The sequence below is a fragment of the Pseudoalteromonas sp. G4 genome (assembly GCF_028875915.1).
Lineage (GTDB): Bacteria > Pseudomonadota > Gammaproteobacteria > Enterobacterales > Alteromonadaceae > Pseudoalteromonas.
Genome location: NZ_JAPEHW010000093.1, coordinates 1 through 13,997, shown reverse-complemented (window position 1 = coordinate 13,997; position 13,997 = coordinate 1). Strand labels below are relative to the sequence as shown.

The following is a 13,997-nucleotide window of genomic DNA, read 5'->3' as shown; positions in this document are numbered from 1 at the left end:
TCGAGTTGGTTGGTAATCATAAACGAAGAAAGCTTTGAAAGATTTTATTAACTCAGCTAATTGCGATAATCCAAATGAAAGTACTGTCAAAGCAACGAGAATTAAAACAAATGGTACTAATATATGATTTTTTAAAAAATGATGAGTAATCTCTCCAGATGTAACTGGAAAAAAAGCAATGTAACCCAACAAAATTATTGGTATTAAAATTTCAATTCTGTATTTCATGATAGTCCTTTACTATTTAAAAGGTCATTAGAAAGCATAAAACCAGTATTATATTTATTCAAATCTAATGACCGCTCTTGTCAGGTGAATTTAAACTTATTGATCAATAACAGTAAGATTAGAAGGAAACGATTCAAGTTCAATAATGCACAAACAGGGAAAAATGTTTATTGCTTCTTTTCCCTAATTCCAATAAATCATATTTAGTAAAAAAGTTCGCTTGAAGCAAACATTCACTGAGTAACCGCCATCAACCTTCTTAATTTTTTTATTGAAAATAGAGCAATATCTACTGCATCTTCGTGCGAGTAAAGGTTATTTACATATTTATCGATTGCACTTTCTAGAACAACAGCATTGAATTTTATGCTTGGACTCATTTTTTCAAAATTAAGTAAATAGCATCCATCTAATGGCGAAAATTGCAATTCACTAACAATCAAATGAAAGATAACTTCATAATTATTGAGCTGAAAAATACATGCAACGACTGGTGATATATCCTCTTCAGCTCCTTCAAAATAGCCAAATAAACGAGCCTCTGCGCAGTGGAAAACCGAACTCACGTTGAACGATTTAGCTCGTTCAAATAGGTTGTCAACTAGCAAAGTATGGTTACTTCCGTCGTATTCTTGATGCTCAGCAACAATTAAAATTCCATTTTTCATAACGTCGTCTCTTTCTTTGCTATGATTATAAGAGTAGACAAAAATACAAATTTAAAAAGAATTTCCTTTGAGATTTAAAGTCATACATGAATAACAGTCACGAAATCCCTTCAGCCGTTGTAAATGATGGTGTGGTTTCAAAAGTAGGTGAATTAGTCTCTTGCTTAAACCATTGCACTTCAATGAATGTTTTCTTAGAAAATGTTCATGATATCGTGGATAGCATTACTTATGCTGACAATTTTTATGTAGTACTTGAATCAGGTAATGATATTTCATTTCCGTACTTTAAAGACACCAAAGACATGTTTAGTATTGAAGAGTTAAATCAGTTTAAAAAGGAAGATATTAACAACTCATTGACATGCTATGCCCTGAAAAGCCATAAACCACAAAACCTTGACAATGTTAGTATTGCAAATCTTATTAACGATGGTTATGTAAATTTAATGGGAACAATTCCTAAACAGTGGTTATGCTTCCCACTGGAAGTTAAAAATAAATCATTAGGTGCTTTTGTAGTTCAATCTTATCGTTCGAACACTGAATATTCATCCTATGATTTTGATTTGTTGTTTGTAGTTAGCCACATCATTGCATCCGCGCTTGACGCTTTTAATAACCAAAAAGCCTTGTCTTCCGCTAATGTGCAGCTTGAATCACGTAAAGCGCAGCTCGAAGTGTTAGTTAAAGAAAAAACCATTAAACTGGAAAGAGAGAAAGCAAAGCTACAACAGGAGGTTTCTGAGCGGGCATATCTGCAAAAACAGCTTGAGTATACAGTTTCCTCCTTACAATCCGAAATTGCAAAAGTAAAAAACCTTAAGTCGAAACTCGAGCATGAAGTCAGGCATGACCATTTAACAGGGCTTTACAACCGAAAGGAACTGTTTTTGAGATTACGTAAACTAGCCTCTATCGCTAACCGAAAAAAGATAACAGTTTATGCACTTTATATAGATCTTAATAAGTTTAAAGCGGTTAATGACAAACTCAGTCATGAGATAGGTGATGAGTTACTCATTCAAGTTGCTAAGCGATTTAAAGATGCGCTTAGAGACTATGACTTATTGTGTCGTGTGGGTGGAGATGAATTTGTGGTGTTGATTGACGAACAAGGCAGTATTGAGTCAATTGAATCGATTGCGCAGAGATTAACCTTAGCAGCCACTAAGCAATTCAAAATTAAAGGCAATATTATTTCAATTGGTGCTGCAATTGGAGTTGCATCTGGGACAGATAGTGCGTATATCACAAACAAGTTAATTAGACATGCCGATGAAGCAATGTATATTGCCAAAAAACAAGGTGATGCTTCCATCATTTGGCATGATAAAAATTAGTCCTCATACAATGGTTTAAGTTATTCAAAGAAACTCCGATAACCTCTTTAATTATCCAAATTAATCGGTTAGATTGAGTTTAAGAATCGAAATAATTACATCAGCCATCATGATAATTGGGGTTACTTTGTACATCTCACTTTTTATCGTATTCACGATCGTACCTGCTCTTTTAGCTTGTTCGGTATTTGCTCTATTTCTTAAATCAAAAAATGAACACACTTTATCATCCGCAGTTGAAACCAAGGCATGCGTTTCTATATTCGAAAAATTAAGGAAGCTTACGTGATGCGCCCCCTTAGAAAGTTTTACCCTCCAATTCTCTACATAATCTATATGCTTACAAATTTAGCGGTATCGATACCTTCTTTTGCTAAATCAAGCGATAGTAATATTGATGAAGTACTATGGGTAACCGAAACATGGTACAATTTCACTGAAAAAAGTGGGCGGGGGCTATATCACGAAATTGTAGATGCTGTATTTGCTCACGCTAACCTAAAAGTCAGAAAAGAATACGTTCCGTTTAAACGCGCCATCCATTTGTTAGAAAAACAACGCGCGGATTTTACGCTCGGTGTTATTCGTTCAGAAAATCTATTAATTTCTGATCAACCAATTTTAAGTTCCCATCTTAGCCTTATATATAATAAAGATAAAATAACTTGGTCACCAGGAACTGACTTAAAGCATTACATAGGAACTTGGCCAAAAGCTTATGAAAAAGAATTCAGCATTAAAGGGAAACGTCAATTAAACGGATTTGCAAGTTCAAATAGGGAAGCTGCAATTATGAGTTTACTAAACAGTAAAGCCGATTATTACATTGATACCATTGGGATGATGGAACAAACACTCAGCCCATTAGACAAAGAAAAGCTTAAAAACTACGATATCCGTGCTTTTGAAAGTGTTCTTCTTAGAGCCGCGTTTTCCAACAGCACCCGGGGTCGAAAGATTAAAGCCATATTTGATAAAGGTTTCTTATCTTTAATGCATTCGGGGGAACTGATTAAAATTTACCATAAATATGATAAAGACATTCCGGCATTGCAAGACACCGCCCTTTAAAATCAGGCTCTTTTTATAAGATTATGTGCGATGCCTTAGATATCGATAACCATGTTGAATAAGTGGTCTTGATCGCACAAGTCATCCAATGAATAGTCACTTCTTTGGTCATCACTATATATTCGCTTGCCAGAGAGTGCCTTACAAATAATGAGCTCATCACTTGCTCTTGTTATTGCAACGAACACAAGGCGTAAGTGTTCATCTTTGGTATCAGGTTTTGAATTCTAGAATCTTGGGTCGATAACATAACCTACTTCGCATTCTAGCCCCTTCGCCCCATGTATTGTCATTACTAGCTTTTCAATATCTGAGCCTTTGACTTGCTTACGTTTTTTAAAAGCTTGTTTTAAGTGTTTAACTATTTTGTCTTTAACTGTGTTTGTACGAACCAAAATTTTAATTGAATCAAGACCATAATCTGCTTTCAACTTAGCGCTAAGGTCATTTGCTAGCCAACTCATCACTTCATCAAGTTGATTATGCTCGACCAACGCAGGTCGCTCACCATCCATCTGAATAGGTAGCAATGGCTCTATGATACTTGAGCGCCAGCGTGAAGGCATAGCCATTGCTAAAGCCAACGGTAAGTACAAGGGCAAAGGTGTATTAATGGAGAGCTACATGAGAAGATACAGAAAATGTATCGTGAAGGGGTAAATAAGATGCAAATAGCAAAGACTCTAGGCTGCGCTAGAGCCACAGTTTACAAAGCACTCTCAAAAATGGAGTAACGGATTAAGAAGCGAATTCAAATCACCATGTAATTGGGTCGACTATGGTCCAATACAGCTTATCAAGCTTTTTAAAAAAGCACCGTTCAATTGCATCACTGTCTACGAAAATCTTATGGCAGTCTAAAGACAATGCTTTTTTCAACTGCCTAGTTTCACGCGTACCTAAACGCTTCCATACCGCATCCAGTTTAAAACGAGCTACCTTGACGGCAAGTTCGTCAGGCAAAGAATGATAGAGTTTTGGTGAGAAGAACTCGAGTCTACCAAGATGAGTTTGTACACCTTTCCCTTTACTACCAAGTTTAGGACTAGAGTTAGGAATTAAAGCTGAAACCAACAGGCCACCATTACCATCTTTACTAGATAGTTGCCTGCGTTCGATTTTAGACATCGGAAGCAATTGTTTTGCATAGGGTAAAGTGATAGTCCCGTCACCTACCAGCTTTAGCACAGGGTCATAACTCAAACAATGAGAAGACTCCGAATGGTTGCCATGGCTAAAGGATTCTACCATGGAATTAGATGCGTCCTCAGGCCAAATAGCATAACTACTAGACATATGATGAGGGTCCCGTGTTAACAGAAACGGAATTGGCAAACCGTGTATTTTAAATTCAAAGTCTAACCTTGTGGCATATGCACCACGAGTTGTACCTTTGGCGCCCCGACTGTTATCAAACCTAACAGCTTTATCGTATTCACCATTAGATTGCTCTTTGAGCCAGCCTAAGAAAATACTGAAGTTACGGAACCCAAGTTGAGATATGCGTGTTGAAACTCTAGAGGACCGCCTTACTTCACTACAACCATCAGATTCCAAAACAGGATCAAAATGGAATCGTATCTCTCCACCATCTAGAAATTTAAAGACCACTTGCCGCTTATACAAGTGCCCGAGCTCACCACCAGAGTGACTTGACACTTTGACTCCTACTTTTGACTTTAACAAACCGATGTTGCGTCGCATCCGTTTCCATGTTCGCTTACTAAGTTCAAGGGTCATAATAAAGTCATCAATACTTGGCTCTACATATTGCTCTGGGTTTTGTAATGCTCGAACTAGTACATCTTGACTAAAATTAGTAAATTCGTCATCACGTACAAAACTGAGCAGTGCATTATCACTAATACTTTTAAAGTGACCATCGGCACCATAGAAGTCTGTGTACCTTTTGGTTATTGGAGCCAATTGTTCATATTGGTTAGTTGGTAGTAAGGTTATGGGTATTAGGAGGTGCTTATACTTATTGTAATTGGATAGATAGGATGATCTTACAGTGCTATTAGAGCGAATAATTGGTCTTTTCATAGTAACCCCCACCATGTGGGCCTTTGAAGTCTGTATTAACATTCGTCACGCTGTAACTTCATCTAGCGCAACACCAATGGGCAGCAAAAGTTTTTAATTCTCTCAGCTGTAACCAAATTAGCTTTTACAATTCCAGAAAAGTTGCCTATCGACTCAGTTCGCGCTCACTAAAAATTTTCAGCGCAGTTGTAAAACAGCATTTATGAAAGCCAAGGACTACCATTTATTTTGACAATCAATAAACCAAGGACTAGGTTAATATGGTGCACTGAAACCGTCCCTATAAACCAAGGACTTCGCTTTATATACGAATTTGATGAGGCCTAATTATGCCAAAAACTAAATCGGACAGAACCGCCATAGAGTGGATCGAACATGGTGAAAATTTACTCTCTCGTCTAAGTAAAAGAACTATCGCCTACCGAGAAATATCGGCAAACCTTGAACTACTTAAGAGCAGTTTTCACAGTAATGAAGCTAGAGTAGAAGACCTAGTTAGAGAGCTAAACAACTTCAAAGACAAGCTACCACATCGACTGACTAAAAGTGGAAAGATGAAAAGTGAATGGTCACTATGGGTTGATCGAATTCGGCAACAAGCCAAAGATAAAGAAAGGTCTCGTTTCTATGTAAGCAGCTCTTGTCGGAATACAATTGACCTTACAGCTACTCAATCAGGGTACAAGACGTCAAACCAATATTTGGAAAATATGAGCTCCATTTTAGTAGATGTCGGCATAGACTCAACCTCACAAATTTTCGATATATACGAATCTCTAGAAGTGTTTATGCGCAGTAATAAGGTAACCAATAAAGTTTGTTCAGAACCAACATCAACTAAACCAAAATTGGTAGATGCTGTCAAAAACCTGATAACAAATTTGAATGCCATTGGAATTAAAGATTCAAGTGACCTGTTTGAAATCAAAAAAAGGCAGAAACATGACAGTAGCCAATTGGCCCGTGCAAAAAGCGAAATTGAAAAATTAGAAGCCCAACTGTTACACAAAGATGAAGTGATTACCAAACTCAGAGAAAAGGTTTCATCGTTAGAGAAAAGGTCACTAATAGCAGACTGTAAGCAAGATGATCGCCCAAAGAAAGCCTTAAAAAAAAGCCGACCACACAAAAAACTAGCTTTGACACCAATTAACTTCAAGACGATAAATACAAAACCTGATTAAACTTATCACGCCTATTTCCGACCAAGGTTTACCATACAGGCCTAAAGCAAAACCTCATAAAATCATAGCTAATACATCAATGTGCTGATTTGTGAGGTTTAAGATGAAACGCACATACAACAAACTACTGCCCTCAAATATGTATCAGTCCTACGCCACAGGCTATACATATCGGGCGATGACCTCAGGCTTTATCGATTCCACTGACTTAATGGCGGTCAAAGGGGCCATCATTAAAAGCATCTGTGGTACTTCCTTTAAGTTCACGGGGCAAAATGAAGACTTCGATAATCTAACTAAACACCTACACCAAAGGTTATCTGTTACCAAAGGGTGCGACCTAGGCCATAACTGCCGAGTGTTTGAACATGGCTTGCAGCTACCCGCCAACAGCTGGAAGGTGATTAAACTCATGGTGGTGCTTAACGTAAACGGTGGCTTTTATGAGTGGATACACTGCTGTCTGCCTTCGGACATTCATATCAACTCGATGTTTTCTCATATTGTTGGTATCACTGAAGAGGCGCTAATTAACATCAACCTCGCCTTGGTAGAAACTGGCCTAGTACAGGGGTCACACTACCTTCAGCTAGATCAATCAGGTATCCCTCATGCCTTGGTGGAAAAGTTAGTAGGTGAAAAGGTTGCAAGTTATACCGAGCTAATTGAACCATTGGTACAGATGCAACCACCATCCATCTTGAAGTTAAGTGACTTTAAGCACCTTGAATTGGAGGACTTAATCGCCTTCCTTGATGTGGCATTAAATCACTCTATCCAAGGTTGTAACGTGCTTTTGTGGGGCGAGCCTGGCACGGGTAAAACTCAGCTAAGCCGTTTTTTGGCTGATACCTTAGGCGCTTCGCTTATTGCCATTAAAGCCTTTGGCTCTGATGTCCACCAGCGGGAGGTGGATTATGACCAAGAGAGATTAAGTTCAAACCTTAGGCTTCAACACCTCCATTTGGTACAGCGAATAGTTAGTCATGACGAGAAGTCTTTGCTTATGTTGGACGAGGCCGAGGATATTTTAGTCCAACAGGTGTTTAACCACCGCGCCTCAGGTGGCAAAGATAACCTACATGCCACACTTGAAGCCAACACCATACCCTGTATTTGGGTAGTTAATTCGGTAGAAGATATTCCAGCCAGCGTCCTAAGGCGGTTCAATTTCGTTAAACACATTTTCGTACCAGACAACCGTGTTATGGAAGGCATTATCGCCAATACCACCAAAGGTTTAAGATTGAGCAAACCATTTAAGGCACAGCTTGCCACCAAGGACAATATAACTCCTGCCAATATCGCCAATGCTGCCTTCGTATGCCATACCATAGGCCACCAAGGTAAGCAGGCTGAAACCTTGGTAGACAGCCTAATTACCGAAGTCCACCAAGCCTGTGGCTTTAAAACGACTACAGCCACCTACAAACCACAAATGGCGTTTTCACTCGATAACCTAAATATCAAAGGTGGCACAGCCACCTACAAACCACAAATGGCGTTTTCACTCGATAACCTAAATATCAAAGGTGGCAATAAAGCCTTGGCGCATATTGAACGCGCTATGAAAAAGCATTGCGGTGTACGCGCCCTATTCACAGGCCCCAGTGGCACGGGGAAATCAGCATTAGCCAACCACCTAGCCAAAACAACCAATCAAGAACTTATCACCGTCCGTTGTAGTGATGTACTTGATAAGTATGTGGGTGGCTCTGAGAAGAATATAGCGAGCATTTTTACCAAGGCCAATGAACAGCAGGCTGCCCTCTTTATTGATGAGGTGGATAGTTTATTGGCTGATAGGTCGGGGGCTTCTCAAAACTTTGAAATACAGCAAGTTAACGAGCTATTGACACAAATCGACTGCTTCGAGTTTCCGCTGTTTGCAGCGACGAACTTTGATAAACATCTTGATCGCGCTGTAATGCGTCGCTTTGACTTTAAATTAGCTTTTGAGCATCTGACATCAGAACAGCTAAAACGGCTCTTCAAAACAGCCTGTGGACGCTCTCAGATAACAGATTATCAGCTTCAGAAGCTATCAAATCTTAAAAACATCGCTGTCGGCGATTTTGCGATTATTAAACGCAGACAGCAATTTTCGAGAACTAAGCTATCCGCCCAAGACTGCTTAGACATTCTCATTACTGAATCCAATCACAAGCAAACCACAAGGCCCATCGGCTTTGTAAAGTAACCACAAACCAAAAGGTAAATACCATGACTAAATCAATATTGAGTACGCTCAAGGCCGTTTCACGCCCAGAGAAAAACACCACACCTGAGGCTAAACGCCGTGACAAACTAATCAACCGCCTTCAAATCCAACTCGAAATGGCAACGGCTATGGTTAACTTTGAATCCTACACCTGTTACAAAGAAAAGTGGCAGAAGAACGAGGAAACAGGCCAACAGGAGAAAGTTAAAGTCGCCAAAAAAGTAAGCCCTTGGTTCTACGCCAAAGGCGGCAAGTATTACTTGGAGGTACGATACGCCAATAAGCCATTGGAGCTATCTAAAGGCAATCACGCCATTGAAGTTGGTGATAAAGAAAGCCTACCGACGGTGATCCAAACCGTGATTGATGCCACCGTCAATGGCGAACTAGATAAAGCGCTAGCATCATTGTCTAGCAACCTACCAATCACAAAAGCCTAACCTAACATCAATCTGCCAAGGTCGCTCAATGACCTTGGCGCACTATAAAAATAGATCGATGCCATTACCCCAGTAAGCTTAAAACCAAACATATACTGCTCATTGTCAACTGCATATAACATGTTTAATACACTTCACTCTCGGGTCAGAAAGAATAGGCCCTTTAAGAATTAAAATATGAGCATTTACATGTTCTCGGTACGAAGCATATTCGCCAACCACCTCATGCGGTATGAGTAAGCCGCCAATTCATCGAAGTCTTGTTCATCGTACTTTCGGATGGCACTAAGTTGTCTGGAATTATTTTTGGGAGTAACTCTACGTCCCTTAATTTGAACTCGGACACCTGTCTTGCTTAAACCGTCGTACCCAGCCTTAGAATTAGCTTCAAGTTTTAGATCTAATGCATTTGCCACAAGCCATTCTGTGTAGTCACCTAAAGGATTATTCTGGGTTCTAACCACGCCTCGAGATTTTAGCTCGTTTGTAATTGAAACTTGAAGTTGCAACAGCTCTTTAATTCTCATTTCTTTAAGATACATTGAATCCTCTTGGCAGTTAACAATAGTTCTTAGTTGGATGATTCTATAACTCTACCCTACCAGAAAACTGCTTATCACCAACGTTAAACATGTCCACCACCTCAACTAAATTCTTTATACTCGTAGCCTTGTGGGTATAGTTGCTAGTGATACCAAACGAACTAATTTCATGGCCCACAACCTGTTGAAGGTTATTTACTGGCACACCATCATTCATCAACTTGGTAATGAAAGTGTGGCGGAAACTGTGAAACGAGCGTTTATGACCTAGTTCGTTGAAGGTTGATACACCAATAGATTCCATTAGCCTAGGCATCCAACCTGTTACACGTACTGACTTATCTAACTCTTCAAATACCTTTTCACCACATGCAGCCACATACTCAATAAAACCATCAGCCTTCAAAGAATTGTGCATTGGGATCTTACGCTTGGCGTTATCCGTTTTTAGCTTCTGGTCCTTGTGTTCGTCAGTGATCAGTATGTAATGGCGCTTTGTTTCTTCATCAAAACGAATATCCGACTTCCTCAACTGCACCAGCTCGCCTAGACGTGCACCTGTATATATGCCAAGCCGTATAATCCACTTTTTCCACTGAGTACTTTCATCTTGGGCGGCATTAAGAAACTGCACTAGCTCAAGGTCGGTAAATGCGCCTCGGGTGTTTGAAGTAAAGTCACGTTTAATATTGCATGGACTAGAGCTGATGTAATCCACAGTGTCTTTTTTGGCATAAGCAAAAATACTTTGCAGCCACTTATAGTAACCTTGCACCGATTTAGGTGAAGTGACCTCTTCCTCTGGCACTTCACAATCCAACCGTTCCTGCCATGTCATTTTGTTGTAAGGTGCAATATTCATACGTGGGAGTTCAAAACATCTATCAATAAACCGCCCTATATCCTTTGGCCTATACTGCTCAATTGGTCTATCGTCCATGACTAGCTGCCACACGGTATAAAACCGTTCATAGTCTTTTTGTATTTTTTCGGTCAGCTTCTCTTTTCTGATTTTAAACTCAAGAAACTCAGCATACACCTGAGAAAAAAGAGGGCCACAGGGTTCTTCAAAAATTTCGACCTGAGATAAGTTAGCATTGATTTGTGATTGGGATGACAACAAACCTTGGGTTTTGCGTTCACCAAGAAAATCTTCGTCAATAATAGATACTAGTAGCTGATCACGGACGGCATTGGTCACCTTTAGCTTACTCAGTAGAACTCGGTAAGGCACACTGTTTGGCTCTACCTTAAAGCCATTGCTAAAAAGTAACTCTTTAGCTTGAAGTGGCAAAGCGTCAATCGGTTCATCAGCCCCTTCCATTTGTGGGAATAACTTCATAATTGAAGAGAAAGATTCAATGAATGCCCAGCGTTCATCCTGCTCTAAACCAATGACGATTTCATCAAATCGGGCTTCTCGTTCTGTACTACTTTCGGCTTCCGCAATATATACGAACCGCTCTTTAAAGCTATCATCAAGTTCTGTTAAAGACTGTGTACCCAATGCATTAATCGTATGACCTCCGTCACTGTAACCTTGCTCTAGTTTGGCTATGAGTGGGTCTATATCTGCAATCGTTAACTGCTTTAACATGGCATCCTTGATTTGATTTAATTGTTTGCTTACAAGGTCAGTTTCTAATGTTCTTGAACTAATAACAAGTGCTTTCAACCGTTTAACCATTGGCAATAGTAAATCAAGTTTGGCGATCGCCACTGCCAGTCTTTTAGTCCGCAGACATAACCTAACTTCCCTAGTTCCTAGCCGCTTGGGTATTTTCACTCTTATGTAAAAGGTAGACTTTCGTTTGTATAGGTACTTAATACCCGTTATGCCGTGCATGTTTCACACTCAACTCAAGCCAAGCACCCATCTCAATTACCGTGTATCTCATTTTTAGATGAAGCTAGTTTTCGATATTGAAATGCTATCAGGATAAAATTTACACCTAAATCAATTCCTTAGAGAAGTTAAAGCTAAATACAATTGAGTCTCTGAACGAGATAAAACGAATTGACCGTGTACCATTTGGTGTATCGGAATAGCGAGTGAGTTAAATTTAGATGGGGATTTTAGCAAACCGCTTGACGGATCAAGCGGTTACTAAAATTTCTGAGACAGCCTATAAGCCGGGTTCTGTCGTGGATAATCATTCGTCTAGGCTTAAAATCACTCTTAAGCTCAAGCAACCTACCCGGTTCCGATGTGGGCCACACCATAAGGAACCCTATTTGGTCTTGCTCCGGGTGGAGTTTACCTTGCAACCAACTGTTACCAGTGGCCCGGTGCGCTCTTACCGCACCCTTTCACCCTTACCAACCGAAGTTGGCGGTCTCCTCTCTGCTGCACTTGTCGTAGGCTTGCGCCCCCCAGCCGTTAGCTGGCACCCTGCCCTGTGGAGCCCGGACTTTCCTCCCCTTTACCCGTATACCCGAAAGTACAACGATAAAGCAGCGATTATCTGGCTGACTCAGGCGCTATTATACGGATTTAACGCTTTGCTGCTAGTTATTCTTGCTCTAACATCGCTTTATACAGCGCATTCTTCTTTAAATTAAAGTAATCAGCTGCAATACCACAGGCTTTTTTAAGTGGCATTTCGCTTTGTAATAACTCAATTAACTTAATTGCTTCTGGTGAAACTTCGCTTTTACTGACTTGTTTACCTGGCAGCATAAGTACAATTTCGCCTTTTTGGCGAGCTGGATCTTCAATTAAAAATGCGATTAATTCTAAGACGGTACCACTAAAAAACGTTTCAAAGCTTTTAGTTAGCTCTTTTGCCAACACAACTTTTTGTTCATCCCCAAGAGCCGCCTTTAAATCCTCCAAGCTTGCCATAATTCGATGAGTACTTTCGTACATAATACTGGTCATGCCTGAATTATGGGCATCAACAAAGAACTCCTGACGGGCTTTACTTTTAGCTGGAGTAAAACCTATAAACTGAAAGCGATCTGTCGGTAAGCCTGAACACGATACCGCAGCAATTGCCGCACACGCACCTGGAATCGGGCTTACCGATGCGCCTTGCTCACGACATAAATTCACAACAGCATAGCCAGGGTCACTAATTAGCGGTGTGCCTGCATCTGATACCAATGCCACATTTAAACCTTGTTCTAACCAACCTAACAGCTCACTGGCCTTTTGCTTTTCATTGTGATCATGCACGGCGATCACTTTTGCTTTAATTGAAAAGTGGCTTAATAGTTTATTGGTATGACGGGTATCTTCGGCAGCAATAATATCAACACTTTGCAAAACATTTAGTGCGCGCTGTGTTATATCCTCTAAATTACCAATTGGAGTTGCTACGACAAATAACTGACCTTGGCTGTTATCTTGGTCTGATGTTCCTAAATTGCTTAGTTTCTGATTATTTGTCATTGAGCTCTCCTACAACAGTTTGTAATATATGACCTAATTGGATAGAAAAAGACTGAGATCAGCGTGCGACTAAAACTATTAGGGTTAACAGCTCTATTTTCCTTGTTATCAGCGTGTAGTACAACTGAAAAAACACCTGTTGTTGAACAGGTCAAAACTCAGCCTAGCATTGAGGCCGATCTCAATGCGCAAAGTTTATATCAAAAAGCGTTAACAAAAAGAGATTTTGATAAAATTCAATTGCTTTATACCGCTCGAGATCGCGCTATTGAAGAACAAGATTGGCAATTAGTTATCACCATTTGTGAATTACTGATTGCATCAGATGGTCCAGACTCTGTGCGTAATCAGTTATATATCGCATTAGCTTATACTCAGCAAAAAGATTACCACGCAGCATTACGCACGCTTGAATCACTAAATGCCAAGCTTTCTTCCCCTATGCATTTTTATCTGCACCAAGAAATTTACGGCAATATTTACGCTGCACAAACACTGCCACATCAAGCCGCTCCATATCTAATTCGCGCGTCAGAAACCGCCAATAAACACGAATTTAACGCAGATAAAGTAAATAAAGCGTTGTGGCAAGTACTTAACCAGCTATCAATTAAGCAACTCGATGCTTTAAACACTGGCAGCAGTATACAACGCGGCTGGGTTAGCCTTGCACTCTATACTCAGCTTTATATTGGCGATGCAACTTCATTACAGGCAGCATTAAACAAATGGAATTATGCCTATGCAAATCATCCGGCAAGTTTTGCACTGCCAGATAACCTGCAAAAAATCATTGATGTTGAACCAATTCGCGTTAATAAAATAGCGGTGATTTTACCGAGCAATCAAAGTAAACAAAA

14 protein-coding genes and 1 other RNA gene are annotated in these 13,997 nt (G+C 39.9%); 7 read left to right on the top strand and 8 right to left on the bottom strand.

Annotated features, from left to right (window positions below; genetic code table 11):
• Positions 1 to 228: hypothetical protein (locus ON073_RS18330; RefSeq protein ID WP_274763328.1), on the bottom strand; the 228-nt coding region annotated here is incomplete at its 3' end.
• 233 nt (positions 229 to 461) lie between these two features.
• Positions 462 to 896: a hypothetical protein gene (locus tag ON073_RS18325; protein WP_274763327.1), complete on the bottom strand. Its 435-nt coding sequence runs from the start codon at positions 894 to 896 to the stop codon at positions 462 to 464.
• An 86-nt stretch (positions 897 to 982) separates the two neighbouring features.
• Here ON073_RS18325 and ON073_RS18320 point away from each other — a divergent pair, with 86 nt between their 5' ends.
• Together ON073_RS18320 and ON073_RS18315 are read left to right on the top strand one after the other, a co-directional pair.
• Positions 983 to 2,239, top strand: coding sequence for a sensor domain-containing diguanylate cyclase (locus ON073_RS18320; protein ID WP_274763326.1), 1,257 nt, complete (start codon positions 983 to 985; stop codon positions 2,237 to 2,239).
• 285 nt (positions 2,240 to 2,524) lie between these two features.
• On the top strand, positions 2,525 to 3,310 hold the full coding sequence (locus tag ON073_RS18315) for a substrate-binding periplasmic protein (RefSeq protein ID WP_446728539.1): 786 nt from the start codon (positions 2,525 to 2,527) through the stop codon (positions 3,308 to 3,310).
• Positions 3,311 to 3,537: 227 nt separating this feature from the next.
• Here ON073_RS18315 and ON073_RS18310 read toward each other — a convergent pair whose 3' ends face one another.
• Positions 3,538 to 3,876, bottom strand: coding sequence for a hypothetical protein (locus ON073_RS18310; protein ID WP_274763325.1), 339 nt, complete (start codon positions 3,874 to 3,876; stop codon positions 3,538 to 3,540).
• Positions 3,877 to 3,918: 42 nt separating this feature from the next.
• On the opposite strand from ON073_RS18310, the gene ON073_RS20615 reads away from it, so the two are divergent.
• A complete protein-coding gene (locus tag ON073_RS20615) occupies positions 3,919 to 4,044 on the top strand; it encodes a helix-turn-helix domain-containing protein (RefSeq protein WP_446728540.1) in 126 nt (41 codons plus the stop codon).
• 22 nt (positions 4,045 to 4,066) lie between these two features.
• Here the strand turns inward: ON073_RS20615 and ON073_RS18305 are convergent, their stop codons facing one another.
• A complete protein-coding gene (locus ON073_RS18305; RefSeq protein WP_274763324.1) occupies positions 4,067 to 5,236 on the bottom strand; it encodes a hypothetical protein in 1,170 nt (389 codons plus the stop codon).
• Between the two features lie 449 nt (positions 5,237 to 5,685).
• On the opposite strand from ON073_RS18305, the gene ON073_RS18300 reads away from it, so the two are divergent.
• From ON073_RS18300 to ON073_RS18290, 3 genes are all read left to right on the top strand, one after another.
• A complete protein-coding gene (locus ON073_RS18300; RefSeq protein ID WP_274763323.1) occupies positions 5,686 to 6,540 on the top strand; it encodes a hypothetical protein in 855 nt (284 codons plus the stop codon).
• Between the two features lie 103 nt (positions 6,541 to 6,643).
• Positions 6,644 to 8,740: an AAA family ATPase gene (locus ON073_RS18295; RefSeq protein ID WP_274763322.1), complete on the top strand. Its 2,097-nt coding sequence runs from the start codon at positions 6,644 to 6,646 to the stop codon at positions 8,738 to 8,740.
• A gap of 23 nt (positions 8,741 to 8,763) precedes the next feature.
• Positions 8,764 to 9,201 (top strand): DUF6641 family protein, encoded by a 438-nt coding sequence (locus ON073_RS18290; protein ID WP_274763321.1) that lies wholly within the window; start codon positions 8,764 to 8,766, stop codon positions 9,199 to 9,201.
• 185 nt (positions 9,202 to 9,386) lie between these two features.
• Here the strand turns inward: ON073_RS18290 and ON073_RS18285 are convergent, their stop codons facing one another.
• From ON073_RS18285 to rsmI, 4 genes are all read right to left on the bottom strand, one after another.
• A complete protein-coding gene (locus ON073_RS18285) occupies positions 9,387 to 9,743 on the bottom strand; it encodes a DUF6998 domain-containing protein (protein WP_274763320.1) in 357 nt (118 codons plus the stop codon).
• A 43-nt stretch (positions 9,744 to 9,786) separates the two neighbouring features.
• Positions 9,787 to 11,589, bottom strand: a complete 1,803-nt coding sequence (locus ON073_RS18280) for a site-specific integrase (RefSeq protein ID WP_342455425.1) — start codon at positions 11,587 to 11,589, stop codon at positions 9,787 to 9,789.
• Between the two features lie 267 nt (positions 11,590 to 11,856).
• Positions 11,857 to 12,220: RNase P RNA component class A (gene rnpB / locus ON073_RS18275), an RNA gene on the bottom strand.
• Between the two features lie 35 nt (positions 12,221 to 12,255).
• Positions 12,256 to 13,137 (bottom strand): 16S rRNA (cytidine(1402)-2'-O)-methyltransferase, encoded by an 882-nt coding sequence (gene rsmI, locus ON073_RS18270; RefSeq protein ID WP_274763318.1) that lies wholly within the window; start codon positions 13,135 to 13,137, stop codon positions 12,256 to 12,258.
• A gap of 63 nt (positions 13,138 to 13,200) precedes the next feature.
• Between rsmI and ON073_RS18265 the strand changes: the two genes are divergently transcribed.
• On the top strand, positions 13,201 to 13,997 hold a 797-nt coding region (locus ON073_RS18265), incomplete at its 3' end, for a penicillin-binding protein activator (RefSeq protein ID WP_274763317.1).